This window comes from Maricurvus nonylphenolicus, from assembly GCF_042854845.1.
In the GTDB taxonomy this organism is placed as follows: Bacteria; Pseudomonadota; Gammaproteobacteria; order Pseudomonadales; family Cellvibrionaceae; genus Maricurvus; species Maricurvus nonylphenolicus.
On sequence record NZ_AP031498.1, the window covers coordinates 2233461 to 2259325 of the forward strand.

At 48.9% G+C, this 25865-nt stretch carries 21 protein-coding genes; 18 read left to right on the top strand and 3 right to left on the bottom strand.

Going from position 1 to position 25865, the window contains the following annotated elements; all coding sequences use genetic code 11:
• The first annotated feature begins 221 nt into the window (after positions 1-221).
• Entirely contained in the window at positions 222-2000 is a 1779-nt protein-coding gene (locus ACGHZ6_RS09610) for an acyl-CoA dehydrogenase C-terminal domain-containing protein (RefSeq protein ID WP_390618626.1), read from the top strand.
• On the opposite strand, the gene ACGHZ6_RS09615 is transcribed toward ACGHZ6_RS09610, so the two are convergent.
• On the bottom strand, positions 1997-2833 hold the full coding sequence (locus tag ACGHZ6_RS09615) for an AraC family transcriptional regulator (protein WP_390618627.1): 837 nt from the start codon (positions 2831-2833) through the stop codon (positions 1997-1999). The two genes, ACGHZ6_RS09610 and ACGHZ6_RS09615, sit on opposite strands and share 4 nt — an antisense overlap.
• A gap of 98 nt (positions 2834-2931) precedes the next feature.
• On the opposite strand from ACGHZ6_RS09615, the gene ACGHZ6_RS09620 reads away from it, so the two are divergent.
• From ACGHZ6_RS09620 to ACGHZ6_RS09635, 4 genes are all read left to right on the top strand, one after another.
• Entirely contained in the window at positions 2932-4299 is a 1368-nt protein-coding gene (locus ACGHZ6_RS09620; protein WP_390618628.1) for an FAD-binding oxidoreductase, read from the top strand.
• A 20-nt stretch (positions 4300-4319) separates the two neighbouring features.
• Positions 4320-5123 (top strand): acetoacetate decarboxylase family protein, encoded by an 804-nt coding sequence (locus ACGHZ6_RS09625; RefSeq protein WP_390618629.1) that lies wholly within the window; start codon positions 4320-4322, stop codon positions 5121-5123.
• A 184-nt stretch (positions 5124-5307) separates the two neighbouring features.
• Positions 5308-6858: a sulfatase gene (locus ACGHZ6_RS09630; RefSeq protein WP_390618630.1), complete on the top strand. Its 1551-nt coding sequence runs from the start codon at positions 5308-5310 to the stop codon at positions 6856-6858.
• 43 nt (positions 6859-6901) lie between these two features.
• A complete protein-coding gene (locus ACGHZ6_RS09635) occupies positions 6902-8560 on the top strand; it encodes a sulfatase (protein ID WP_390618631.1) in 1659 nt (552 codons plus the stop codon).
• Between the two features lie 72 nt (positions 8561-8632).
• Here the strand turns inward: ACGHZ6_RS09635 and larC are convergent, their stop codons facing one another.
• Positions 8633-9910, bottom strand: a complete 1278-nt coding sequence (gene larC, locus ACGHZ6_RS09640) for a nickel pincer cofactor biosynthesis protein LarC (protein WP_390618632.1) — start codon at positions 9908-9910, stop codon at positions 8633-8635.
• Between the two features lie 185 nt (positions 9911-10095).
• On the opposite strand from larC, the gene ACGHZ6_RS09645 reads away from it, so the two are divergent.
• The 13 genes from ACGHZ6_RS09645 (at position 10096) to ACGHZ6_RS09705 (ending at position 24731) form a co-directional block, all read left to right on the top strand.
• Entirely contained in the window at positions 10096-11667 is a 1572-nt protein-coding gene (locus tag ACGHZ6_RS09645; protein WP_390618633.1) for a class I adenylate-forming enzyme family protein, read from the top strand.
• A 335-nt stretch (positions 11668-12002) separates the two neighbouring features.
• Positions 12003-12644: a hypothetical protein gene (locus ACGHZ6_RS09650; protein ID WP_390618634.1), complete on the top strand. Its 642-nt coding sequence runs from the start codon at positions 12003-12005 to the stop codon at positions 12642-12644.
• A gap of 43 nt (positions 12645-12687) precedes the next feature.
• A complete protein-coding gene (locus ACGHZ6_RS09655) occupies positions 12688-13590 on the top strand; it encodes a hypothetical protein (RefSeq protein WP_390618635.1) in 903 nt (300 codons plus the stop codon).
• 37 nt (positions 13591-13627) lie between these two features.
• Positions 13628-14302 (top strand): nickel pincer cofactor biosynthesis protein LarB, encoded by a 675-nt coding sequence (gene larB, locus ACGHZ6_RS09660; protein ID WP_390618636.1) that lies wholly within the window; start codon positions 13628-13630, stop codon positions 14300-14302.
• 9 nt (positions 14303-14311) lie between these two features.
• Positions 14312-15136, top strand: a complete 825-nt coding sequence (locus tag ACGHZ6_RS09665; protein ID WP_390618637.1) for a hypothetical protein — start codon at positions 14312-14314, stop codon at positions 15134-15136.
• Positions 15137-15238: 102 nt separating this feature from the next.
• A complete protein-coding gene (locus ACGHZ6_RS09670) occupies positions 15239-15886 on the top strand; it encodes a 4Fe-4S binding protein (protein WP_390618638.1) in 648 nt (215 codons plus the stop codon).
• Positions 15883-17277 (top strand): hypothetical protein, encoded by a 1395-nt coding sequence (locus ACGHZ6_RS09675; RefSeq protein ID WP_390618639.1) that lies wholly within the window; start codon positions 15883-15885, stop codon positions 17275-17277. Before ACGHZ6_RS09670 ends, ACGHZ6_RS09675 begins: the two co-directional genes overlap by 4 nt.
• On the top strand, positions 17274-17990 hold the full coding sequence (locus ACGHZ6_RS09680) for a zinc-binding dehydrogenase (protein ID WP_390618640.1): 717 nt from the start codon (positions 17274-17276) through the stop codon (positions 17988-17990). The genes ACGHZ6_RS09675 and ACGHZ6_RS09680 overlap by 4 nt, the downstream gene beginning before the upstream one ends.
• 18 nt (positions 17991-18008) lie before the next feature.
• Positions 18009-18278 (top strand): hypothetical protein, encoded by a 270-nt coding sequence (locus tag ACGHZ6_RS09685; RefSeq protein ID WP_390618641.1) that lies wholly within the window; start codon positions 18009-18011, stop codon positions 18276-18278.
• 17 nt (positions 18279-18295) lie between these two features.
• Positions 18296-20956 carry a LuxR C-terminal-related transcriptional regulator gene (locus ACGHZ6_RS09690; RefSeq protein WP_390618642.1) on the top strand — a complete coding sequence of 887 codons (2661 nt, stop codon included), beginning with the start codon at positions 18296-18298 and terminating at the stop codon, positions 20954-20956.
• Positions 20957-21049: 93 nt separating this feature from the next.
• A complete protein-coding gene (locus ACGHZ6_RS09695) occupies positions 21050-22273 on the top strand; it encodes an acyl-CoA dehydrogenase family protein (RefSeq protein WP_390618643.1) in 1224 nt (407 codons plus the stop codon).
• A 62-nt stretch (positions 22274-22335) separates the two neighbouring features.
• Positions 22336-23049, top strand: coding sequence for a Crp/Fnr family transcriptional regulator (locus ACGHZ6_RS09700; protein WP_390618644.1), 714 nt, complete (start codon positions 22336-22338; stop codon positions 23047-23049).
• 86 nt (positions 23050-23135) lie between these two features.
• Entirely contained in the window at positions 23136-24731 is a 1596-nt protein-coding gene (locus ACGHZ6_RS09705; protein WP_390618645.1) for an FAD-dependent monooxygenase, read from the top strand.
• A gap of 59 nt (positions 24732-24790) precedes the next feature.
• On the opposite strand, the gene ACGHZ6_RS09710 is transcribed toward ACGHZ6_RS09705, so the two are convergent.
• The gene (locus ACGHZ6_RS09710) at positions 24791-25858 is read right to left on the bottom strand and encodes a phosphotransferase family protein (protein ID WP_390618646.1); all 1068 of its coding nucleotides are present in this window, start codon (positions 25856-25858) and stop codon (positions 24791-24793) included.
• Positions 25859-25865: the final 7 nt, after the last annotated feature.

The following is a 25865-nucleotide window of genomic DNA, read 5'->3' on the forward strand; positions in this document are numbered from 1 at the left end:
CTTGGTAAGGAGGTAGCCGGTAACGCTGTTCGTAGCAATCAGCCCATGCTTAAGCGGCCGACAAAAGTCAGGGTAGTCGCGAGGACTGTCTGAGCGTTTTTTGCGAGTTCCGCAGCGCTGACTTTTGTCGGCCGCTTATGGGCGCGAAGAAGAGCGTTACCGGCTGCCTCCGGATTTAGAACCCAGAACCTATAAACAGTATTTTCTCTATAGGAAAGAATATGTACGACTATAAAGCCCCACAACGGGATATCGACTTCGTATACCGCGAAGTATTGGATTACGAAACACACCTGCAGTCATTTCCACAGTACCAGGACTTAACCTGGGATGTATGGACGGCGATTGTTGCAGAAACCGCGAAATTCTCCGAAGAAGTTATTGCACCTTTGAATCAAAGCGGTGATGCAGAAGGCTGCGAGCTAGAGGGTGGAGAAGTTAGGACACCCACAGGTTTTAAAGAAGCTTATAAGCAGTTTGCTGAAGCGGGTTGGCAAAGTCTGATAGGTGAAGAGGAGTTTGGTGGCCAGGGTATGCCTCAGTCCCTGAGTACTTGCCTTATTGAAATGCGAGGCTCTGCCAATTGGTCTTGGGCCAGTTTTATCGGTTTCGGGCTTGCCGGTGCGAAGACCTTAAAAGCAGAAGGCAGTAAAGAATTACAGCAAACCTATCTGCCGCCCATCTACAGCGGCGAAACCCTGGGCACCATGTGCCTGACAGAACCTCATTGTGGTACTGATCTGGGTTTGATGCGTACAAAAGCTGCACCACAGGAAGATGGAAGCTACCGAATCAGTGGTACCAAAATCTTCATCACCGCCGGCGATCATGATTTTACGGATAATATTACCCATATCGTACTTGCACGTATTGAAGGTGCGCCGGAGGGTGTGGGCGGTATCTCGGTATTTGTTGTACCAAAAGTGCTAGAGAATGGTGAGAGTAATGGTGTGTCTTGCGGTTCGTTAGAGCACAAGATGGGTATCAAAGGTTCAGCTACCTGCGTGATGAATTTTGAAGAGGCAACCGGTTATTTAATTGGCGAGCCCAATAAAGGGTTGCGCGGCATGTTCCATATGATGAACTGGGCACGCATTGGAACTGGTGTTCAAGGCTTGTGTCATGCGGAGCTGGGATTACAAAAGTCTGTGGGTTATGCCCGTGATCGTCTACAGATGCGTTCCTTGAGTGGCGTCAAAAATCAGGATGGTCCTGCAGACCCTATTATTGTGCACCCTGATGTACGCCGTATGCTGCTCACGCAAAAAGCGATTGCAGAAGGTGGTCGTTTACTAGTGGCTTATTGTGCCCAGCTGATGGATATTTCTGATGATTGTCCGGATAAGGAAAAAGCCAAGCGGGCGCATGAGGAGTTGTCTTACCTGACACCGATTCTGAAAGCCTTTATGACTGAAAGTGGCTTTGAATCTGCTAGTCTGGCGGTTCAGTGCTTTGGTGGCCATGGTTATATTAAAGAGTGGGGTGTCGAGCAGAACCTGCGAGATTGCCGTATTTCCATGCTCTATGAAGGCACCACAGGTGTTCAGGCGCTGGATTTGTTAGGCCGTAAGGTGTTGGCCTCCCAGGGAGAAGCCATGAAACCCTTTATGGGTAAGGTCGCGACTTTCTGTGAGGATAATGCTGATCATCCTTTAGCGCAGCAGGTAGGTTTGGTCAGTAAGAAACTGGGTGACTTAACCGCGAAGATTGGTGCAGCCGCTATGAAGAACCCGGATGAAGTGGGAGCCGCATCTGTCGATTATATGATGTACTCGGGTTATGTGGTTATGGCTTATCTATGGGCCAAGGCGTCTGTTGTGGCTCAGCAGAAGCTGGATGCCGGTGAGGGTGATTCAGCATTTTACGATGCCAAGTTAAAAACCGCTGGGTTCTATTTTGAGCGTCTGCTACCGCGTACAGAAAGCCTGGCGAAAACCATGTTATCAGGTGCTTCTAACCTGATGGATATGGATGCCGAGCAGTTCTTGTCTCAGCTTTAAAGCAAGTCCTCAGTATGGAGTCGGGTGTAGGCTTTGGGCGTGCATCCGACTTCGGCTTTAAAGATTTTGGTGAAGTAAGAGGCGTTGTCCATTTCCAGGCGGTGGGCGATTTCGGTTATCGATAATTCGCTGGAGCGTAACAAATACTTAGCCGCATTGACTTTGCGTTGCACCATAAAGCGATTAAAGGTCATGCCATAGGCCCGTTTAAATTTACTCATAAAATGGGAGCGGGAGAGGTGGCATTGCTCGGCGGCTTCCTCGACACTGCATTGAAATTTGTTGTGCTCGTTTAAATATTTTTCCAAACCAATAAATATCTGGCCTTTATTCTTTGCTGATTGGGTGATTTCCGGTAATTGACCCTGTAATTGTTCGAAGTAAATACTTAATACAGTTTCCAGCGCCTTGGTTTTGGCTGTTGGTTTGTCATCTTCCAGTTCTCCACACCAGTTCAGTAAATCCAATACACAGCGCATGTCCTGCGTATCTATATCACTGAGTAGTGCTTTGCCGGGTAGGTGAAAATCCGGGTGGATACGAACTACGCTGTTGGCCTCAAAATGCAGAATATGGACGATGGTTTTCCCCGGCTGGGCCACCATACTGTGAATGGTCTCCGGCGGTAGAAACAGCATTTGGCCTGCCCGTACGGGCATGGGTTTGCCTTCGTAAAAGATCTCACCGTTAACGGCTTCAAAGACGATGATCTCACACAGGTCGTGGAAATGGGGTTTCTGTGTGTGTTCCCGGCTGAGTTCATTGCCGTAGCGTTTCAGGTTTATCGACTGGCTGTCCTTGAAGGCCACCGGCCGTTGCTGTGCTTCGTACATGCTCAATACTATTTTGCTATTTATCCATAAAAATCGGCTATTTTTGACTTTTTTGCAAGACTAATATGGTTTTAACGCAAATAACGTGTGGTGCCGTGATGAGTTTTATTGACCAGTTACAAGAGATAGTCGGAAGCAATGGGTTGTTGCTGGGCGAGGAAGTATCGGCTCGCCCTAATGCCAGTAAGGGCAGAGGCAGTTGTCCTGCCAAAGCCATTGTGCGCCCAGCCAATACCGAAGAGCTGTCTGCGGTGATGAAGCTGTGCCATGCGAACGATCAGCCTGTGGTCACCCATGGAGGTCTTACAGGCACGGTTGATGGTATCACCTGTGCTGAGGGCGATGTGGTGGTGTCTCTGGAACGTATGCGCAGCATCCAGCGTGTTGATGCTGAAGCAGGTGTGATGGTCGTTGAGGCAGGCGTGGTTTTGGAAAACGCGCAAGCAGCAGCCAAAGAAGCCGGCTGGCAATTGGCGGTGGATTTTGGCGCGCGGGGCAGTGCGCAGATTGGTGGCATGATCTCAACCAATGCTGGCGGTAACAGTGTGGTTCGTTACGGCATGACCCGCGAGCAGGTGTTGGGCCTGGAAGTGGTATTGGCCGACGGTACGGTGATTTCTTCCATGAATGAGATGCTAAAGAACAATACCGGTTACGACCTTAAACATTGGTTTATTGGTGCGGAAGGCACCCTGGGTATTGTGACCCGTGCGGTATTACGTTTGCGTCCGCAACCCAAGAGTGTGCAAACCGCATTCGTTGCTCTTGATAGTTATGACAAGGTCGTCACCTTGTTGCGCCGTCTGGGCAGTGATTTTGAAGGCAAGCTGAGCGCTTATGAGGTGATGTGGAATAACCACTATCGCTTGATGGTGGAAACCTTGGATAAGCATCAGGCCTTTTTACCGGTGGATTACCCTTACTACGTGCTGTTGGAACAAGAGAGTGGTCATGAAAGTAAAGGCGAAGAGCATTTTATGGAAGTGCTTTCCGCAGTCATGGAAGAGGAGCTGGTCACAGATGCGGTGATCGCGCAAACCAGCCAGCAGGCCGCTCAATTGTGGGAAATGCGCGATGACGTCGGCAGTATTGCCCGGCATTTTAAGCCGCTGGCAGCGTTTGATATCAGTATGCCGCTGAGTGAAATGGAAGCTTACGTTGAGCGAGTGACGGATACGATGGCAGACAAACTTCCTGAGGTAGGCCTGGTGGCATTCGGACATTTAGGTGATGGGAATCTCCATATTCTGGCAGGGCCTGCCCATGAACACCGCGCCATCGAAGAGGTGGTTTACGGGGAGTTGGTAAAAATTGGCGGAGCTGTTTCTGCGGAGCATGGTATTGGTTTGGAAAAGAAAGATTTCCTGTCCTATTCACGCTCTGAACAAGAGATCGCCCTGATGAAAACCATCAAACAGTCTCTCGATCCCAAGCAGTTATTAAACCCCGGTAAGATTTTCTCTTAAGTGAAACAGGAATAATCATTATGTCTTTAAAAGGTTTCTATTTACCCCTGACCCCAACGGGCAATTCGACCTTGGTAGGAACACCGCCCTGGCATTTCTCCGGTGAATTTAATGTTATCAAGTACAAGGCCAATCCTGAAGCGGTAAATGCGATGTTGCCTCCGGTACTGGAGCCTGCCGATGACCCCAGTGCATGCAGCATGTTTTTTGCAGAGTACCAAAGCTGCTCTGATGATATGCACGAGATGGACGATCCTATCCTGGCGCAGTATAAAGAGTCGGGGATTATGATTCCCGCCAAGTACAAGGGTAAACCGGTGAGCTTCTGTGCCTTTATCTGGACCACCAAAGATTTTTCTGTCGCGCGCGGTTATATTCAGGGTTACCCAAAACACTTAGGGGAGATTGAAATGACCCGCGTTTATAACCTGGGCAAAGCAACACCGCAGTTGGAAGAGGGTGGCCGTTTTGTTTCTACCCTGGGCTCCAAGGGCCGTCGTATTGTCTATTCCAATCTGGAGCTGACCAAACCCTGTGAAAATGTACCAAGTCCCTTCGGTGGGCCTCCGGCAAACGTACGTCTGTTCCCTAAACTGGATAATGATTCACAAGAGGTCTGTGAGCTGGTTAGGGTGAATAATCGCGATATTGCCCGTGGTGATGGCTGGGAAGCGAATGCAACGCTGAAGTTCTCTGAGGATGCTGGAGAAGATATCCTGGCACTGGCGCCTATCAGTGTCGATAAGGGCTATCGCTTTTCTATGGCCTTTACCGTTGATGGCGGTACATTGCTCGAGCGTTTCGAGTACGCCAATCGCTATTGATTTTCTGTCTCCCCGGCCCATGCCGGGGAGCTTCTCTTGAATACTGTCAGATATCCGTCCGCGCTTAACAGGTCTTTACTTTCTACCGAAGAATTCTCCATATTTTGATCGGTCTTTCCATGTGGTGCCAGGGCGCTATTCTTTATCATAGACGTCACTAATGATAAGAATCAGGAAAGTTTAGGTGAGACAGTTACTATTAGCCGGATTTCTGGGCTTGTTCTCAGCCGCCGTATTGGCAAATACTCCGCGTCCCAATATCGTCGTCATCATGTCCGATGACCACGCCGTAAAGGCGGTCAGTGCCTATGACGACAGCCTGATGCAAACCCCCAATATTGACCGCATTGCCAACCAGGGCATGAAATTTAACCGTGCCTATGTGGCCAATGCGATCTGTGGTCCAAGTCGGGCAACCTTGCTTACTGGCGCTCATAGTCATAAGAATGGCTTTTACAGCAACGAATGGTCCGGTCCGTTTGATGGTCATCAGGTGACTTTGCCAAAATTATTGAAGCAGGCGGGTTACCACACCTCGGTGATAGGGAAGTGGCACCTGTACAGTGATCCCGTCGGTTTTGATCACTGGGAAGTGATCGACAATATGATGGAGCAGGGCAGTTACTACAATCCTCACTTCCGCAGTGCCGAGGGCATTGAAAAATCCACGGGTTACGTGGCTGACTTGATTACCGATAAATCGATTGATTGGTTGGCGTCGGTTAAAGGCAGCCACGAACCGTTTTTACTGATTTATAACCACAAGTCGCCACACCGTGATTGGTTGCCTGGACCAGAAGAACTGGCTACCTGGGATGAAAATCTTAAGGTTGAAGAGCCCGATACCCTGTTGCGGGATATGAAAGGTGAGGTCAGTGCCCGACGCAGCGCGCGTATGGACATTGAAACTTATATGACTGACCTGGATGTCAAACTCAGTAAACCCATGGAAAGATTAACGCCAGAGCAGGAAGCCTTATGGGAAAAAGCCTTTACCGCAGGTAATAAAGATTTTGAAGCGCAAGAGCTGAGTCGCGAGGACGAGATCCGCTGGAAATATCAACGCTATATCAAGACGTATATGGGGTCGGTAAAGAGTATGGATCGCCAGATTGGTCGCCTGCTGGATTATTTGGACGAGCAACAGCTGACGGAAAATACCCTTATTATCTATACCTCCGATCAAGGTTTCTTTCTGGGTGAGAATGGCTGGTTTGATAAGCGCTGGATCGATGATATTTCTGCACGCGTTCCTTTACTTATTCAATGGCCAGGTAAGATCAAGCCTGGCTCTGAAAGTGACAGTTTGGTACAAAATATCGATTTTGCTCCCACGCTGTTAAATGCTGCAGGTGTTAAATCCGTACCATCCATGCAGGGACAAAACATGATGCCACTATTGCAAGGGGAAGAATGGCAACGTGATCTCTATTATCACTTCTATGAAAACCCCGGCTTCCATGGTGTGGAGCGTCATTACGGTATTATCGATAAGCGCTATAAGTTAGTTCACTATTACCGGGCCAATGAGTGGGAGCTGTTTGATCTGCAGGCTGATCCCGCAGAGCAACATAATATCTATGGTCAGGCTGCCTTCGCCGATATACAGCATGATTTGGAGCAGCGTTTAATCGCATTACGCAAACAGTATCAAGTACCCGAGACGGATCCCGAAGCGCCCTGGTATCACAGTGCCTGGGTGTGGATGATGGAAAGTTTGATCAAGCTGATGTAACGCTGCGCTGGCAGAGTAAAAGAATAAAAAGGTAGTACTAGAAATGGTAAAAGTCGTTATCGCTATAGCATTGGCAAGCTTTTCAATTGCCGCATTTGCGAGTGAATCCCGCCCTAATATATTGTTGCTCATGGCCGAAGATATGAGCGCCCGGGTTGGCAGCTTTGGTGATTCTGTGGCGGTAACGCCACACCTGGATCAACTCGCCAAAGAGGGCGTTCGTTTTCCCAATACCTTTACGACGGCAGGCGTGTGTTCTCCCAGTCGTGCAGCCTTGATGATGGGCACCCATCAAACCGCTTTTGGTGCGCAGCATATGCGCTCCAATAATGCCCCGGAGGGTGGTTACAAACCCGTACCACCAGCTGATATGAAGGCGTTTCCTGAATTATTGCGCGCAGCGGGTTACCGTACCTACACTACCGGTAAACTCGATTATCAATTTTCGGGTATGACCTTGGGATCAGGGCCTTTTACGATTTGGGACAGGGAAGAGCAGGATGCTCACTGGCGTGATTTCAACGGCGATAAACCCTTCTTTGGTTTTGTTAATCTGCTGGAAACCCATGAGAGTGGTGTTTTCTCGCCCTTGGGCACTATGCCTAACAGTGCAGTTCACTTAATGACACAGTTAGGGCGTGCCTGGTTTGTCGGGATTCCGCCCAAACATTTTCCCGTTAAGCCTGAGCAGATAAAGCTGGAGCCTTATTATCCAGACACCAAAGCAGTACGTGAAGACATTGCTCGTCACTACAACAATGTGACCTTAATGGATACTAAAGTAGGGCAGCTGCTACAAGAATTGGAAGCCGACGGTATCCTGGAAAATACCATTGTGATCTGGACGACTGACCATGGTGATGGGCTACCGCGTGCGAAGCGTGAACTGTTTGATAGTGGCATCAAAGTGCCGATGATTATTCGTTGGCCAGAACGCTATAAACCCGCTTCGGCAGCAGCTGGTAGTATCGAAAAACGCCTGATCAGTTTTGTTGATCTAGGACCTACCATTCTTAAACTTGCAGGCGTCACTGTTCCGGCGTCAATGACGGGGCAAGACTTTAGAGACGATGCACAGTCGCGACAATATGTTTATGCGACAAGAGATAGAATTGATGAAGTGCGTGATCGCCAACGTGCAGTAAGGGACCAGCGTTTTAAATATATCTATAGCTATCAGCCACAACAGCCTGGCGGCCATAAGCTAAATTATCGCGATAATCTCGATATGATGCAGGATATGCATGAGCTGTTTGCTGCTGGAAAATTAAATGACTTGCAGCAGCAGTGGTTCCAGGCTCCGGGTAAAGAGCGTTTGTTTGATATTCAAAATGATCCCCATGAGCTAAACGACTTGGCTAAAGACCCAAGCTACAAAGAAGACTTGGAACGTATGCGTCAGGCTCTTTCAGATTGGCAAGGTCAGGTTAAGGATCTGGGAGAAATGCCGGAAGCAGACATGCGTGCGGCCTTCCTTAAGGACGACAAACAGCTTGAAACGCCTGTGCCTCAAGTACGCGTTGACGCTGGAATCTTAACACTAACGTCAGTTGAAAATGCTTCTATTGGTTATCGACTGAACAAGGGCGAGTGGCAGCTGTATAAAGAGCCGCTGAATTTAGATCAACATACCAAGCGCGTGGATGCCAAGGCGATACGCTATGGTTGGAAAGAAAGCGATTCGGTGAGTTGGACTCCCTAATAGATGGTAATAGCCAATGACAACTTAAATTATCCCTGCCGTAGTTATTAGATGCGCTCTTATAGCGTATATTCACACTAGGTTGTCGGCTACTTCCTGTTCTATCAAATCCCGTAAGTGAAGATAGTTAATCGCATTTTTACTGGCTATTCTTTTTATATCATCGTGTTCAACCTTCCAGCGTTGCTGACCTGAAGGAAGCTCTACGACTTTCACTGCAATATCCCCGAAGGTGGTTGGTACATTGGTTATCTTTCTAGGCAGGGCATCTTTCTGTACATCGGATAGTCGTACGCCAATGGTCGTAGAGTTATCATAAATGGTCTCGAGCATCTTTTGTGCGTCGGACTTTTTACAGAGCACCGTTAGCATATGCGCCAATCGGCTTTTTTTCATTACGATAGGGGTTAGAAAGGCATCGCTGGCGCCATGCTCAAACAGCTTCTCCAGTAACGGCTCAAAGGCTTCGGGAGTCATATCGTCGATATTGGCTCTAAGTTCAATACTGTCTTCATTATCTGTATTAAGCTGAGAGGCGGTCGTAACTTCTCCGAGCGTAACGCGCATAACATTAGGTTTATCGAAGTCTTTATGGCCAATGCCGTAGCCGACAGCCAGTGGTTTGATTGACGCTGGGGCGGAGAATTCATTAACTGTGCCTTTAAGAATGGCTGCGCCGGTAGGGGTTGTGGCTTCACCATCCACTCCATCCATTTTGCATTCCACGCCTTTAAGGATTTCCAGCGTGGCTGGAGCTGGCACAGGTAACATGCCGTGTTGACAGGTGATCTGACCCCCGCCAAGTTCGATACCTGCGCAATAAATGGCTTCAATATCTAGATAATCCAAGGCAATAGCGGCACCAAAAATATCAATGATGGAATCCGTCGCACCCACTTCGTGGAAATGCACCTTGTCGATAGACTGGTTGTGAATTTTCGATTCGGCTTCAGCAATTAATTGAAAGAGCGTGCTAACCGTTGATTTTACTCTGTCGTTATAAGGGGAATCAGCAATGATTTTCTTGATGGTACTGTAATGCCGGTGGCTGTGATCATGATCGTGGCTATGGCTATGGCTATGGCTATGGCTATGGCTATGGCTATGGCTATGGCTATGGCTATGGCTATGATCGTGATGATGTGCAACATGGGTTAGATGCACTTTGGCCTGCGTACCATGGATTCCCATTTTGGTAGCAGGCTCAAAGGTTAGGGTAAATTCATCAGAGATATTTAGCTTGTCCAGTTCAGCCTTGAGCCATTCGGCAGGCACCCCAAGATCGACCAGGGCACCCAGATTCATATCACCGCTGATACCACTATGGCATTGATAGTAAAGTGCTCTCATGGCTGGATCCTCAAGTCGGGGTAACGCTTTAACCTAATAGTGGATTAGCGGCGGGTATTTCATATCGTCGTATTGGATGAGTTTTAAGTGTTGTGGTGACTATTGCTGTTATTCATCAGATTTGACGATGCTATAGCTCAGGTATTAAGGCTATTTTTAGTGTCTTTATCGTTTGAGTGCTACTTATGAATATACGCCAATTGTCTATGGAAAAACCTCTGATTGAGCTGATCGACGAAGCCTGCGAAAGGTACGCCGATGATATTTGTTTGCAGTATAAAGATGAAAAATATACCTATGCTGAGGTGCGGCAGGAATCCATTAAGGTGGCGCAGGGTTTGGCGGGAGAAGGATTCCGCAAAGGAATGCATGGTGCTATTTACAGTTTGAATTCGGCGCGTGCGTTTATTGTTACGCTGGGAATTATTCGCGCAGGTGGCGTGTGGTTGCCTATTAATCCGCGTAACTCTGATGAGGATAATATTCGCATTATCAAGCGCTTTGGTTGTCAGGCGCTGTTCTATCAATATGCGTTCTCTGGTGTTGCCAGAAGTATGTGTAACTCGTTGGAAGATATCAAAGTGTCGGTTTGTCTGGATCAAGAGGCGGGTTGTCCGGGTTATGAAACCTGGCTGAAAGATTCTATAAAAGAGGAGCCAACGTTCGAGCGTACACCGCAGGATATTGTCAGTATTCCGATGACCGGAGGCACTACCGGTGAGCCCAAAGGCGTTGTGCTGAGTGACCGCAATTTCAGATATATGATGAAAGGCTCTTTTGATACTCTGGTTGTGCGAGGGGAGCAGCCGGTACAGCTCTGTGCTGCGCCTATGACCCATGGTGGTGGGCGTGCAGTGCTGTGTTTTATGTCTGTAGGGGCTCGCTTTGTGGTTCTTGATCGGGTGGATCCGCAGGAGGTGTTGCAGACGATTCATAGGGAGCGTGTGAGTGATCTGTTTTTGCCGCCAACGGCTATTTATGCCTTGCTGGCTCAGCCCAATGTGCGTGACTTTGATTATTCCTGTTTGCGCGAAGTGACCTATGCTTCAGCACCTATGTCGCAGACACAACTTCGCCTGGCAGTTGAGGTATTTGGTCCGGTGATGCAGGGGGTATTTGGGCAGACGGAGTGTCCGATGCACATTACGCGTTTCCCGCCTGAGGAGCATTTTATCAATGGTGAGTTGGCGCCGGAGTCTAGGCTGAAGTCGGTGGGGCGTGTTACCACGGTCTCTGAGGTAGCGATCCTGGACGATGACTGTGAGGAGCTTCCCATCGGTGAGTTGGGCGAAATCGGTGTCAAAGGTGGCATTGTGGCTGAGGGGTATTATCAGGACCCGGAAGAAACGGCCAAGATTCGCAAAAACGGTTGGCATTTGACGGGGGATATTGGTTATCTGGATGCGGATGGTTATTTGTTCATTGTCGATCGTAAGAAGGACATGATTATCAGTGGTGGCTTTAATGTTTATTCCTCGGAGGTGGAGCAGGCGATTGCTACCTTGGAAGGTGTTACCTGTGCGGCGGTGATTGGGGTTCCTCATGAGCACTGGGGGGAGGAGGTTACGGCACTGGTTCAGCGGTCTGAAGGTAGTGTTATAACCTCTGAAGAGATTATTGTTGCTTGTAAGAAGAAAATTGGTGGGGTTAAGGCGCCCAAGCGGGTGGAGTTTGTGGTTGATTTTCCTAAGACTCCTATAGGGAAGATTGACAAGAAAGCCTTGAAGTCTCGTTATTCTGTTGAGGTTATTTCCTAGGTTGCTTCCTAGGTTGTTAGTAATGTGGATTTTGGTTTTGGTAGATTCTAGGCGCAAAGCCTTAGGGTGGGATTTCAAAAACCGCATGAATGCATCCCTGCAGCTTCCTCAAGTCGTCCATGACTTGAGGATTTTTGAAATCCCACCCTAAGGCTTCGCTTGGATTGTGCTGTCTGATATATTGCAGTTGTCTGCGGGATTTATTTTTTATTTCTTTGACTTCTTAGTCACCTAGAAATACCTCTTTCTCCTCATTTCTCATCAAATCGGACGATAGTCCTTTGTTTCCCCGAAAGGCACGATAAAGCCTCAATCTACTGTGCTTTGAGGTCTCCATGGGAACTGAATTAACCGTTTTTGGCGTATTAAGTTTAGGGCTTGGATTAGGCGTTTTGCACGCCTTTGATCTCGACCATCTGGCGGCGGTCTCTTCGCTGTCGGCGCGTGAGGGGAGCTGGAAGCGCGGTGTTCATTATTCCTTTCTTTGGTCATTAGGGCACGGCGGTGTTCTGGTGATTGTCGGTGTTTTTAGTTTATTGCTGCAGATGACGCTTCCGGAGTCCATCGTCGTTCTGGCAGAGCAGGCGGTAGGCATTATTTTGATTGTTGCCGGTTCTTTGATGTTGTGGCGTTTGTTATTGACTTTACGCACTAAAAAGAGCGTCTCGGACACGACGGTGGTGACTGATAAAAATGGTGCTGGTTCGGCGCCGCTGTTGGTTGGTGTTGTGCATGGCGTTGCGGGTAGTGGACCGTTGATTGCGATGTTAGCTGTGACACTTTACGAACCGGCCATGGCGCTGGCTTATGTTGTCACTTTCTCAGTCGGAGCTTTGTTAGGCATGGTGACCTTTGGTCAGTTGCTGTGCTCTGGACAACGCTTTCTGTTAGATGCATATCCCGCCTTAAATCATTGTGTGCAATTAAGTTTGGGTTGTTTTGCCGTAGGTATCGGTGCGGTGTGGCTTGCTCATTAAAAGCAGCCCTTAATTGATAAAGGTAATGTCGAGGAGTTGAGCCATGTATTCAGATCAAAAACTCAATGCCTATTCTACTGGTGGAGTGATACCGGATATCGAGCTGGTGGAGTATCCCAGTCAACTTGAAGAGTTACAGTCTTTACTCAAGACCATCCCGTGCCGATTAATAGCCTGTAGTGGTGGTATTGATAGTCTGTTATTGGCGACTGTTGCGCATCGTCAATCTCCGCAAACCACAACGGTTGCTCACGCGATAAGTCCAGCGGTGCCGGAAGAGGCTACAGCGCGCGTAAGATTCTGGGCGGAGAAAGAAGGCTGGAATCTGGTTGTGGTGCAATCAGGTGAGTTTCAAAGTGAAGAGTATCTGAGTAATCCGGTCAATCGCTGTTATTACTGCAAGTCCAATCTTTATCACGCGTTGTCTCAGCTGTCTTCACACGTGGAAGAAGGCTATGTGATGATGAGTGGTGCCAATCAGGATGATTTGGGTGAGTACCGTCCCGGATTAATTGCTGCGTCTGAAAATTGTGTTCGTCATCCCTATGTAGAAACTGAAATCAGCAAGCAGGGCATTCGAGATATTGCCCATGCGCTCAAACTGCCTTTTGCGGATCTGCCGGCTTCACCTTGTTTGGCCAGTCGTCTTTATACCGGTACACGGGTTACCCCGGAGCGATTGCGTGCTGTTGAAGTCGGTGAAGCATTAATTCGTCGCGAAACAGGTATTCAGGTTGTGCGCTGCCGAGTGAAAGAGGATGCAATGTACGTTGAGGTGGGGGCTGAAGATCGACCCCATATAACTCCTTCACTGCTGGCCCAGGTCAAGTTTGCGGCCAAGCAACATATAAATGCGTTATGTAATGTACAGCTGGATGCTAAAGCCTACAGTCCTGGCCGTGCATTTGTACAAACCATTGATGCGGCTGCTGCCGCTGATCACTGATTCTTCCGGTAATAAAGCATTTAAGAGGTACTGACTGATGAGTGTGAATTTCGATTACCAGCGACCAGAACGATTGGGTATGCCAGAAGCGGTTTTGTGTGAAGGTAAATCCTTCCAGCATATTCAAGACATACTGTCGGAGTTAAGTGAAAGAAATGATTACCCGGTTTTATTTACCCGGTTAGAGCAATCGCAGTTTGAGCAATTGCCAGAATCTCTACGACAGCGTCTGGACTACGACGAGCTGTCTCGTACGGCGGTGTTGAATGGTCAGTTGCCGAAACGGTGGGGCAAGGTTGCGGTAGTGACAGCCGGCACCTCGGATTTATCGGTAGCCACTGAAGCCGTACGTACCCTGACATTTTCCGGCGTGGAAACCTCCTTGGTTGCAGATGTGGGCGTTGCCGGTATATGGCGCTTGATGGAGCGGGTGAAAGATATTGCCGAGCATGACTTGATTATTGTGGTTGCCGGGATGGACGCGGCCTTGGCCTCAGTTATGGGCGGTTTAGTGGGTAAGTGTGTTATCGGCGTGCCGACCTCAGTCGGTTACGGTGTTGCCGCTGATGGGACTACGGCGTTGAATTCCATGTTGGCCAGTTGTGGTCAGGGCATTGTGGTGACCAATATTGATAATGGTTTTGGTGGTGCTTGTGCAGCTCTGCGTATTTTAAGCATGGCGGACTCCGTCTTTTATCGTGAAGATGGTTGAGGGTTTACCGTGAGCAAGATCAATACAGCGACGGCTTTTTCGCAAACCTTATTTTCAAGTGTGGCTGGTGAGTGCAGGGCGGTTGTTGAGGCGACGGAAGCCGGCGTTATTGCTGGTTTGGATTTTATTCAGCCCGAGAAGTTGCTCAGCTCAGATTCTGGCCAGGAAGCTCATGCTGGGCATTGGAATATTAAGGTACAGGATGGTCAATGGGTTGAGGCGGGTGAGCCGTTAATAGAGGTGATAGGTAGTGCTACTGAATTGGGTATTACCGAAGACTACATTATGGGCCCTTTGGGTTTTGCCTCAGGCATCGCTACTCGGGCCAAGGTATTTCAGGACGCTTGCCCGGAAGGCCTGACGATTTCCTGTGGCGGTTGGAAAAAACTGCCCAGCCCGCTCAAGCCATTGCTGCGCGCAGGGCTTGTCAGTGTGGGAATTTTACCGCGCCTGGTGGATGGGGATTTTGTCTACCTCAGCAAAAACGCTGTGCTTTTGCTGGGTGGTGTTGGTGAGGCTATCGCTGCAGGTGTGGCTATGCAGCATGGGCCTGTGGCTGTGCAGGTTAAAAATGTCGCTGAGGCGGAATTTGCTGTGGAGGCCGGGGCCGGTGTGATTATGGTGGATACCGGTGCTCTAGAGGATCTGGCGGCGGTTCATGAGCGGCTGAGTTCACTCGGTTGTCGCGACGAGGTTACCTTGGCCTTTGGTGGTGGTGCCAGGTTGGAAGATTTACAGGTTATTCGAGATTTGGGTGGGCAGGCGGTTGATGTTGGCCGCGATATCTTAAATGCGCCCTTGTTTGATTTGCGTATGCGGGTTATTCCCGAATAAGCGGCGTTCGTCATATTGGACGATTGATTGAAATAGCAGCGAATTAATAATGATAAATCGTTACATATCATCATTCACTTGCGATGGAATAGGTACAACAAGATGCTAAGAGTAGAGCAAGTCGTTGAAGTCATTGCGGACAAGTGCATCGGCTGTAAGGCCTGTGACCGTGTGTGTCCGACCGAAGCGATTATCACCACCGACAGGTTGGCGAAAGTCTATGAAGACAAATGCACCGGCTGTAACAAATGCCTGGAAGCCTGTATGGATCACGGTGCCATCAAGCGGAAATTCTTAGGCGAAGACGCCGTAGATTTGGCTGTTGATGTCGCTCAGTTTGATGCTGCTGAAATTGACAAGATTTGCGCAGAAGCACATCTGTTCCCCGATGATGGTATTTGCCCTTGTACAGGTACTACTGCGAAAGAGGTCGCTGCTGCGATTTTGAATGGCGCTACTACGATGACAGATATCAGTCTGCAAACTGGTGTACGCGGCGTTTGTTCCATGTGGTGCACCACACCTGTTGCTCGACTTATGCAGGCTGCAGGCCTGGAATTGCCGGAAAATAATCCGAAAGACTGGCGCCTGTACACCGAAGGTGGTGGCGATGACATGGCGTTGTGGAAAGTCGATGATAGCGTTGTTAAGCAATACCCGGAATATCGCCTGGAGCAGGCAAAACAACATATGGAATCCGGATCCCATGATCTGGTGGGTTTCCCCCGTATTCGAGGAGGTGTGAAATGAGTGCTGTTGAAGAGATGAATCCTGCGGTGGTGGCTCCGGACCTACCGCCCTCCATGCTGGGCTTTAAGTTACCGGAAAAACGTGCCTATGAAGTTGCCGGCATGACATCGGTAAAGGTGCAGGAACTGTTTAGTGATATTCCCGAGCCTATCTACAACTGGGGCCAGCCGCTTGAGGGTGTTACTCAAGCGACTCATGATGCCCTGGCCGGCGTGGATCTTAGCAGAATCAAACCCAACGATACGGTAAACGTTCTCTGCTCTGAACACGGTTTTGCCATGATGGGTGGCCAGGCTTATGCCGAAGTGTTGCGCAGCGTTCACGCGATTATTGTTGAGCGAACGGGCTGTAAGAAGATTCGCTTGGGTTTTGCTTGCGGTCTGACGAAAGTAGAGGCTTTGGAGATCGCACCACAGCATGGTCTGGAAAAGGTTTATGAGAAAATTTTTCCTATTGGCCCCTATGATAAAGGGGTGGCGATAGAAACACCCATTGGCACTCTGTACGGTATTGGCTCTGTTTATAAAGCCAAACATATTATCCATGTGCACTACGATGACCCGCGTGAAGTGCACTTCCATCGTGCCAACGGGCGAGGTTTAAAATCCTTTGCCATGAGTTACGCACGCTTTGAAACCCGCGGTGTTTTTCATAATAACTTTCCTACCGGTTCTGCAATGTTGGTGCCGCGTATGATCTACGAATCCGAGTTTGTGCAGAGTAAGTTTGTTGCCGGAGTGATGTTAACAACATCTCCAGCAGGGGTAACCGGTGTTGATGCTGACAACGATATGATTGCTTTGGATAAACGCGTTGCGGCACAACAGATTCTGCATTACGGCAAGCTTATTCGTTTGTTTGGCAAGATTGAGGATTGTGTTGCGGTACTGGATTTACACCGTTGGGCTATGTACGGCCATGCGGGTGGCGTGACCAGTTGTAATCTGTTCTTTGGCCCGGATGATCATTACGATCTGGATCACCTGGAGGATGCTTCCAATAATACCGATGCCCTGGTGTCCAACCCGGCGCTGAAGGCGGTGGTGGTGAACTATATGTGGAAAATGGCCTATGCCGTGCAAGGCGTGCCGGCTATTTCTACCCAGCCCAGCGTAACCCGATTGTTTAAAGCGCGCGGTGTACAAAAACCTTTTTACGAAGCAGAGAACCTGGAGAAGGGCATCGAGCTGGGTTGTGAAGTCGGTGGTACCGATAAGGTGATTATATTTGATGGTACTTACGGAGCCATAAACTGTAGCCCCAGTATGGCAGAATTCCTGCGCGCCCAGGCACCGCTGGTAGAGAAAGAAGTGGATGAGGTGTTACTGGAGAAATGGTTGTCCCAGCGTGGTTTGCCTATGCCTAAACAAGCAGGAGAGATGCCGTCATGAGTGAGGCCATGATGAACAAGACCATGAAGGCGGTTGTCTGTGAAAAGTCGGGGCCTGATGGCTATGCGCAATTTCGCGATTTCCCTCGCCCGGAAAAGGCCGTAGGCCATGAAGTATTGATTGATACCAAAAATATGAGCCTGAATTTTCCGGATCCTTTACAAATCCAGGGACTCTATCAATTTCAGCCACCGGTACCTTTTGTGTTGGGAATGGAGTTTTCTGGCATCGTGCGTGATGTCGGTGACAAGGTAACTCGTTTTAAGGTTGGTGACAGAGTCGTCAGTCTCGGTATGGGGGCCTTTGCCGAGCAGAACAAAGCGGAAGAGCAGTACTGTTTTGCGTTGCCGGATGATATCAGTTTTGAGCAAGGCTGCCTGGCACCACTGGCTGCTGGTACAGCGCTGTATGGCCTAAAGTATCGCGGAAGCCTGGTCGCTGGTGAAACCGTCGCCGTTACCGGTGCTGCCGGTGGTACTGGCTTGGCGGCTGTACAGCTGGCCAAGGCGCTGGGCGCAACCGTTATTGCTATTTGTTCTTCTAAAGAGAAGTGCGATTTGGCCAGTCGTGTAGGTGCTGACCATGCGTTGAACTACACCGAGCTTGATATCTCTGAAGAGGTCAAATCGCTGACAGGCGGTAAAGGAGTGGACGTTGTCTACGACACGGTGGGTGGCGAATTATTCGACAAATTGAGCCGCCGAATGGCCTGAAATGGGCGTATTTTATCGGTGGGTTATGCCTCAGGTACTATCCCGCAATTACCCATTAACTTGGCCCTGGTAAAGGGGTATTCTCTGGTAGGTGTACATTGGGCTGGAGCCTTAATTCACCAGCCGGATTTAACACCTACAATTGTTGCAGAGGTGATGGAATTTCTACGCGATGGTCGTTATGTACCAGTGGTTGATTCCAACTTGCGCTTGGATCAGTGCCTGGAAGGCATCGATAAAATGAAGAACCAGCAGGTGATGGGGAAAGTGGTTGTTTCCCTGAGTTAGGCCTTACGAGGGAGAAGATGGTGGATATTGGTTATCGTTCATTTCGCTCAGCACTGAAGTTTGCCCCGTGCAAGTCCAGCTTGCCACAGGTGAGCTGCGACAGTGTGTGTGACGAAGTTCTGGCCGCACCGTCTACCCGTTTGGTCTGCCTGCAAGGGCCATTAGGTTGTGGCAAGTCCACGGTAATGGCGCAGCTCCAGGAGCGATATAACCAAATGGGGATTGCCACCGGCTGGTTATCCCTGGATCGTCTTGATAATAATTTGGCTTTGTTTGTTGCCAATCTTGCCAGGGCTGTTGAAGCTATCTTTAATCGCTCGGCTCAGGAACCTTCCCTTTACCATCAAGTTAATGAAGAGAACCCGGGCGGCCTGGCGTTAGAGTTACTGGATCGTCTGACGGCACACCCTTCGCCCTTTGTATTATTTATAGATGATCTGGATAAGGTTGATAATGCTTCTGTCGCCGAAGTGTTGGAAGAAATCATTAGCCATATTCCTCGCGGCTCCCAGGTTGTCATCAGTAGTCAAGCTTCAAACCAGAAAACCCCTGATGCCTTCGAAAAACTTCGTTCACAGGGCAAGGTGCTGGACATTCATGAGCGGAGCCTAACCTTCAGTCTTGATGCGGCTGAAAAATTACTGGAGCAGGGTTACGCCATTAAGCCTAAAGGCAACCAGCTACGTTTAATTCATCGGGTCACGGCGGGTTCACCGTTATTGATCCAGTTGTATGCGCTGGCAGTATCAGCCGGCGCTGATGCTCAAGCGCTGTTAGATCGCCTGTCGATGCCGGGTGGGAATGCGTTTCATGAGTTGATGAAGGAGGTTCTGAGCGTGCAAGAGCCTACAGTCACTCAGCTGATGGAGTCTGTGAGTATTCTGGATACCTTTTCTAATGAAATATTGCATTCGCTTGGCGATGATTTTGCTTCGCTACCAATAGATCAGTATGTTCAGCCTGCTGAGCGTTCCTTGTTACATTGGCAGGGCAACGCGTGTTGTTACCATGAGGCCTGTGCTGAGTATTTACGTCAGCGGTTAAAAACAAAGAATAACACGCTGTACGCATCGTTGTATCTTCAGGCCAGCAGTTTGTTCGAATCTTTAGGCTATGTTGTTGATGCCATTGATTATGCCCAACACATTGACGATAAGAATCGCTTCTTTGCATTGATTTCCGATCACAGTGACCGCCTGTTAGCTGCCTCGCATATGCAGCTGGTGCAAGTATGGTTGCAAGCAGACTACGACAACGGGGCGCTGGAAGCGTTACCTGCATTGATGGTGGCTTATGCCTGGGCGCTGCTTTTTTGTGATGGCCTAAAGGCTAAACCGGTTATAGCTCATATCGAGAAAACTTTACCAGACGATCCTTTTGTTCAGGCGAACCTTACCGCGTTGAAACCGACCTTAGCGGCATTAACCGATGACTTTAAAGATGTTCAAGGCACCCAAAGCCAGCTCCTGACACTCCTGCAGCAAAACTACAGGTTTCCCGCTTCAGCCATGACCCTGTCTCTGAGTGCCATTAAGAATGTGGCTGGCAATCTGGATGAAGTTCATAACATGGTGGAAAGTATACGTGCGCTGCCCAGTTATTCACCAACGTTTGAAACCCTGTTTGACGATACGATTGCGATATCGGAATTACTCGCCGGAAATCTTAACTCTGCAATAGAAAGGTTACGCAGTGTTGTGGATCCCCGTGAAGGTACCACTTATAAATCGGCGAATGGTGTAGCACTTGGTGGCCTCTTATTGGCAGAAGCCATGTATGAAAACGATCACCGAGAACTGGCAGAACGGTTGCTGGGGATTTACTTACCCTTGGTTAAAAGGGTGGTATGGCCGGGTAGTACCTTGCGAGCCATGTGTATTCAAGGGCGAATAGCTGAAAGTTATGGCAAACCGGAACAGGCTCTCGATGTGTTTACGGATATTGAATATGCAGGCCGACAGCAGCAGTTACCGGAATACATCTTAACCGCCAGATTGGAAAGGGCACGTTTGTTACTGGCAAGAGGGGATGTGATTGCCGCGGGTGAAGAATTGGATGCAATGGCAAATGATGTTTGCAATCCCCGGGCAACCAGTATCGAAACCTTGTCAATGGCTCGTCTGCGTTATTGGATTAGAACAGAGCGTACGAAAGAGGCTGTCGCACCACTGCAAGACTTATTGCAAGATGCAGAAGATAACCAGCTTAACCGCCGAGCGCTGAGTATTCGATTGCTCGTAGCAGAAGCCACCTGGCGTAATGGCGATTATAAAGATATTAAAACCTATCTTGAACCAGCGCTGGAAATGGCGTTGGAGGAAGGCTACATAAGGCCCTTCCTTGATGAAGGTGAAGCACTGATAGGTATGTTTACCGAGTATATTCGCCAGCCTCGCGTCAAGGTTGCTTATAAGCGATTAGTACAAGGTTTCCTGGGCACCTTATGTGCACCTGATTCAGAAAAAACTGCAGGTGATCAGGATAAGCTGTTAACCAAAAAAGAGCTGCAAGTGGTTAGGCTGTTAGCCGAGGGCCTGTCTAACCCCGATATCGCAACACGGTTGATTGTTGCAGAAACAACGGTACGTACACATTTACGCAATATCAATCTAAAACTCGGAGTCAATAACCGCACGGCGGCAGTTGCCGAAGCTCGGCGGTTGAACTTGATTCCCTAATTAAAACTTAACTTCGCGTAAGACCTATTCACTTAGGCGGGTTAGTCCTGCGCGTAAGAAATATAAATCACTATCCAAAGAGATGAGGTAAGTATGAATTTTGAACCTTCCCCCAGAGTACAAGAATATTTAGAGCGCATTCACAGCTTTATTGATGAGCATATTGAACCCAATGAGCATGTTTACCATGAACAACTGGAACAGAATCGCTGGACGATTCCTCCAATCATGGATGAGTGGAAAGCAAAAGCAAAAGAAGCTGGTCTGTGGACACTGTTTCTTCCACCTGAATATGGTGAATACAGTGCTGGCTTTAGTAATCTGGAATATGCGTATCTGGCTGAGGCTATGGGTTACCGTTCTCTGTTAGCGGCAGAGGCATTCAACTGTGATGCACCGGATTCCGGCAATATGGAAGTGCTGGCCAAATACGGCACCCCAGAGCAGAAAGAGCGTTGGCTCAAGCCGTTACTGGACGGTGAAATTCGTTCTGCTTTTGCCATGACTGAGCCTGCAGTAGCCAGTTCTGATGCCACCAATATCGAAACCTCGATTGTACGTGATGGGGATGAGTATGTGATTAACGGTCGCAAGCACTTCACCAGTGGTGCGCTTAGTGAGCGTTGCGGCATTATGATTTTGTTGGGCAAAACAGATCCGAATGCGCCCAAGCACGCTCAGCAATCCCAGGTGTTGATTCCGACCAATACGCCTGGCATCACCATGCACAAGAACTTGAAAACCTTTGGGTATGATGCGGCTCCCTTTGGACATCCTGAAGTTGTTTTTGACAATGTGCGTGTGCCGGTAGAAAACTTGATCCTGGGAGAAGGCCGAGGATTTGAAATTGCCCAGGGGCGTCTTGGCCCTGGTCGTGTTCACCATTGTATGCGTTTGCTGGGAATGGCACAGCGTGCGTTAGAAATGATGGCCTCGCGTGCTGAAGCGCGTAGCCCATTTGGTAAGCCGCTGAGCAAACAGCAATCGGTGCGTGAGGATGTTGCACTTGCTGCTTGTAAGATTGAACAAGCCCGACTCATGACTTTAAAAACGGCTGTGAAAATGGATGAGGGTGGTGCCAAGCATGCGGCCGACCTGATTGCCATGATCAAGATTATTGTACCGAATATGACTTGTGAAGTGCTGGATCGTGCAATTCAAATTCACGGTGGTGCAGGTTTCAGTCAGGAGTTTATGCTGGCGCGATCCTATGTGTTTTCCCGTACTGTACGTGTTCTGGATGGCCCGGATGAAGTGCATATGATGCAACTGGGGCGTAACTTGTGTAAGCGCTACGCTGAGAAGTTGGCGGGTTAATGTTGACTAATTAGGTTTGCTTGGCATGTAAATACTATGTACTCTGAATAAAGAGTACATAGTTGAAGAGCCCTGAAAGTCATCTGGATCAGTACATGCCAAAGCTCACCCCTGGCGTTCGCAATAGTTGGATCGATCATCTGCCAGAAGATCTGTGTTTACTGTTGCGTAACGCTATGCAAACACTTTCTCTTGAACCGGGAGAACATCTATTTCGACAAGGGGATGTGCCTGCCGGCATTTATGAAGTGAAAGCTGGACGACTCAAAGTGTACAGTTATAACGAAGAGGGTAAGGAAACCTTCTTCGATGTTTGCAGTAGCGGTGAAATCCTGGGCGATACCTCGATTTGTGCCGTGGAATCACAGCTACGATCTTCAGCGTCTGCTATAGATGAAGCTTCGATAGGGTTTCTCTCACGCGAGATATTTGACCAACTGCGGAAACAATATCCGCAAATCAATGCGCAGCTTTTGCAAAGTATCAGCTGTCGCTGCATAGCTGCGTTGGACATGTATGAGGAGAGCCATGCGCTGAAACTGGAGGCGAGGGCGGCAAGGCGGCTCTATATCACCGCTCAACGCTCGGGTGAATCTCTGGGTGAAAATACGGCGTCCATTCAGCTCAGCCAGGATGATTTGGCATCTCTGTTAGGCGCATCTCGCTCAAAAACCAATAAAGTGCTAAAAACACTGGAAGCCAAAGGCTTAATTGAGCTGGCCTATGGCAAGATCACCATTACTGATCTTGATCAGTTGTTAATGCTCTCTGATTAGTTCAATTATCCCCCAGGTAACAGTTTCGCGCTAAATCTCGCACTAACATAGCCATATCCTGATGGTTTTAGTTTAAGAGAGATTTGATGGTGAAAAAAACATCCGTTCTTATTGTGGGTGGTGGTCCCATCGGTATCACTACCTCAGCTTTATTATCCCAATACGGCATCGACTCAATCATGGTAGATAAACGCCCGGATTTGAGTAACCACCCCCGTGCACGTTTTTACGATTCAACGACCCTGGAAATCTTCCGACAGTTGGGCGTGGCTGACGACGTTGAAGAAACCGGACTTGGTGCTGCCTGGACCCAGTACAATCGGGCATTTATCAATCTCAAGGCGGGACCGATAGCCTCTATCTATGCCCGTGAATTTTTTAGTATTGATCGCAAGATAACACCGCAAAAGCCGGTCATGACCTGTCAGGATCTATTAGAACCTATCCTTTTTAAGGCTGCCAAGGGCTTTGAATTGGGGCAGCATTATTTCAGTTCTGAGGTGGTTGACCTCAAGCAGGATGACAATGGTTGTTATGCCGTGATTCGCAATCTCGATACCGGAGAGCTGTCCGAGGTTGAGGCTGATTATGTGATTGGCTCCGATGGGGCGCGTAGTTATGTCCGTGATGTAATTGGCGCTGAACTGGAAGGGGAGGTACGAGAGCGCTGGTACCGTGATGTGCTGTTTGATGCGGATCTCTCACCCTATGTGCGGGATAATATTGGTGGGCTGCTCTATGTTCATGGCCCGGCCGGTGTTGGCGTCTTTCAGCCATTGGATGGCAAGCGCCGCTGGCGTTGCCAAATTGGCAGTCCCGTAAAGGATTGTGATATCAGCGAAGCATTTCTCGATCGTTATATTCGCGATACCGTCGGTGCAGGCGATGAACTGGAGCTCAATATTACCAGTGTTTTGGTTTGGCAGATGACCGCCCGTACAGCGAATAAATTTGGTGAGGGGCGCATGTTTCTATTGGGGGATGCGGCCAATGTTTTTACACCCACCGGCGGTATGGGGATGAACTGTGGTTTTGCCGGTATGTACAACCTGCTATGGAAATTGGCCTATGTGGTCAAAGGTATTGCGCCAGCTTCAATCCTGTCGACTTACGAAGAAGAGTATCACCCGCAAGCAGTCAGACGTGTTAAGCAGTGCATGAAAAATGCCAATGCCCTGGCGGGTATTTACCGGGCCAAGAAACAGGGTGATGATTTGGATGAGGCCTGTCGCAACTGTTATCAGTATGCATCCTATACCGGCATTGATTTTGGGTATGAGCTGTCATCGTCTTTACTGCTGCAAGATAGCGATGCGGTACCTCATGTTAAGGACGATGATCTGGATTATATTCCGGTCGTCCGCTCGGGGCGCCGTGCACCTCATATCTGGATCGATGAATCGGCCAATCAATCTATCTTCGATTGGTTTGGGATTGATTATGTGGTTGCCCTAGGTAAAGGCGCAGAGATTGCCGAGTGGCGTAAGGCGGTAGAGAGCCTGCAGGCACGGGGTTTTCCTATTCGCGTGGAAATGTTACCGGAACAAGCGTTTACACCCTATGAACTTGAGAAAGTCGTATTAATACGGCCGGATCGTATTGTGGCTGCACACTGGCGTCATATTGAAGCGCCTGCACTGGAATTGCTGGAGCAGAGTTTACCTTTGATGGACGGTGGATAGGAGTTAAATCAGGTATCCGTCTCTCTTATATGGCGTGACGGATACCTGATGAATGATGATTACCAATCAAGAGAAGCGTTAAGTAGAGAACAGCTATGTGCCAATACCCCGGTAATAAATGCCGGCATTGCTGCAATCTGCTCTTGAGTAAGCCCCATCGTATGTCCTCGATCCATTTGCACTTTCAATTGTGCGTAGATCACCGCTGAACGGTATTGCACCAAAATCCAGTAAAACTTCAGCTCATCTTCCGTAATGCTCATGCCTCTGGCGCTAAGGTATTGGTCGAGTAGTTCTCGACGGCTTAACCAACCAGGTGCTTCGCAGGGCATGCGGCACTGGGCGAAATAAACTTCCGGGTCATTATTGTCACCCCAGTAGCTTAACAGGATGAGTAATTCGTACAGCGGATTACCGATGGTACACATATCCCAGTCGACCACACCTTTGAGCTCCATGGTGTCGAGGTCGATAAGCATATTGTCGAGCTTGTAATCGTTGTGCACTAAGGATGAGGGTAACTGATCCGGGATGTTGGCTTCTAACCAGTCATGCAGTTGGGTATGAAGTATTACATCACTTTCCGAATAGACGCGACTACCGCGCTTATACCAACCGTTGATTTGGCGTTCGATAAAACCGTCTGCCTGGCCGAGATCAGCTAGACCTGCTGCTTGCGTATCAACAGAGTGCAGATTTACCAGAGAGTCTACGACTATCTTGCCAAGTTCAGCACCAATATTGTCTCGGTTTGTTAATGACTTGGGAAGATTACGGCCAATAGCCGTGCCTTCTCTGAATTCGCTAATACAAAAAGGTACACCGATAATGTCGGTGTTTTCACACAGCAGTAACCCTTTCGGGGCTGGCGGAAAGAAATCGCCCAGGCGGGAGAGTACGCTGTATTCCCGGGCAACGTCGTTACCCCCAGGAGGCAGTGGGCCGGGTGGCGGCATCCTCAGCACTACTTTTTTGCCATTCATGACCATTAAAATATTGTAATTGGCGGCACCGCCAGACAGGCGTTTGGGGGCAGTTTCTTTGTCTAAAGTGAAACCTTGCGTGGTCAGATAATCACCTAGCGCCTGCCATTGTTCTGGCGTGCCAAAATCTTGTACATCCGTCATTGTTTTT

Bases quoted from the DNA above. Each gene is read 5' to 3' on its own strand.
- ACGHZ6_RS09690 (WP_390618642.1), top strand. From the start codon at position 18,296: ATGGTGGATATTGGTTATCGTTCATTTCGCTCAGCACTGAAGTTTGCC.
- ACGHZ6_RS09710 (WP_390618646.1), bottom strand. From the start codon at position 25,858: ATGACGGATGTACAAGATTTTGGCACGCCAGAACAATGGCAGGCGCTA.
- larC (WP_390618632.1), bottom strand. From the start codon at position 9,910: ATGAGAGCACTTTACTATCAATGCCATAGTGGTATCAGCGGTGATATG.
- ACGHZ6_RS09615 (WP_390618627.1), bottom strand. From the start codon at position 2,833: ATGTACGAAGCACAGCAACGGCCGGTGGCCTTCAAGGACAGCCAGTCG.
- ACGHZ6_RS09695 (WP_390618643.1), top strand. From the start codon at position 21,050: ATGAATTTTGAACCTTCCCCCAGAGTACAAGAATATTTAGAGCGCATT.
- ACGHZ6_RS09650 (WP_390618634.1), top strand. From the start codon at position 12,003: ATGGGAACTGAATTAACCGTTTTTGGCGTATTAAGTTTAGGGCTTGGA.
- ACGHZ6_RS09625 (WP_390618629.1), top strand. From the start codon at position 4,320: ATGTCTTTAAAAGGTTTCTATTTACCCCTGACCCCAACGGGCAATTCG.
- ACGHZ6_RS09655 (WP_390618635.1), top strand. From the start codon at position 12,688: ATGTATTCAGATCAAAAACTCAATGCCTATTCTACTGGTGGAGTGATA.
- ACGHZ6_RS09620 (WP_390618628.1), top strand. From the start codon at position 2,932: ATGAGTTTTATTGACCAGTTACAAGAGATAGTCGGAAGCAATGGGTTG.
- ACGHZ6_RS09705 (WP_390618645.1), top strand. From the start codon at position 23,136: ATGGTGAAAAAAACATCCGTTCTTATTGTGGGTGGTGGTCCCATCGGT.
- ACGHZ6_RS09670 (WP_390618638.1), top strand. From the start codon at position 15,239: ATGCTAAGAGTAGAGCAAGTCGTTGAAGTCATTGCGGACAAGTGCATC.
- ACGHZ6_RS09610 (WP_390618626.1), top strand. From the start codon at position 222: ATGTACGACTATAAAGCCCCACAACGGGATATCGACTTCGTATACCGC.
- ACGHZ6_RS09680 (WP_390618640.1), top strand. From the start codon at position 17,274: ATGAGTGAGGCCATGATGAACAAGACCATGAAGGCGGTTGTCTGTGAA.
- larB (WP_390618636.1), top strand. From the start codon at position 13,628: ATGAGTGTGAATTTCGATTACCAGCGACCAGAACGATTGGGTATGCCA.
- ACGHZ6_RS09635 (WP_390618631.1), top strand. From the start codon at position 6,902: ATGGTAAAAGTCGTTATCGCTATAGCATTGGCAAGCTTTTCAATTGCC.
- ACGHZ6_RS09645 (WP_390618633.1), top strand. From the start codon at position 10,096: ATGAATATACGCCAATTGTCTATGGAAAAACCTCTGATTGAGCTGATC.
- ACGHZ6_RS09675 (WP_390618639.1), top strand. From the start codon at position 15,883: ATGAGTGCTGTTGAAGAGATGAATCCTGCGGTGGTGGCTCCGGACCTA.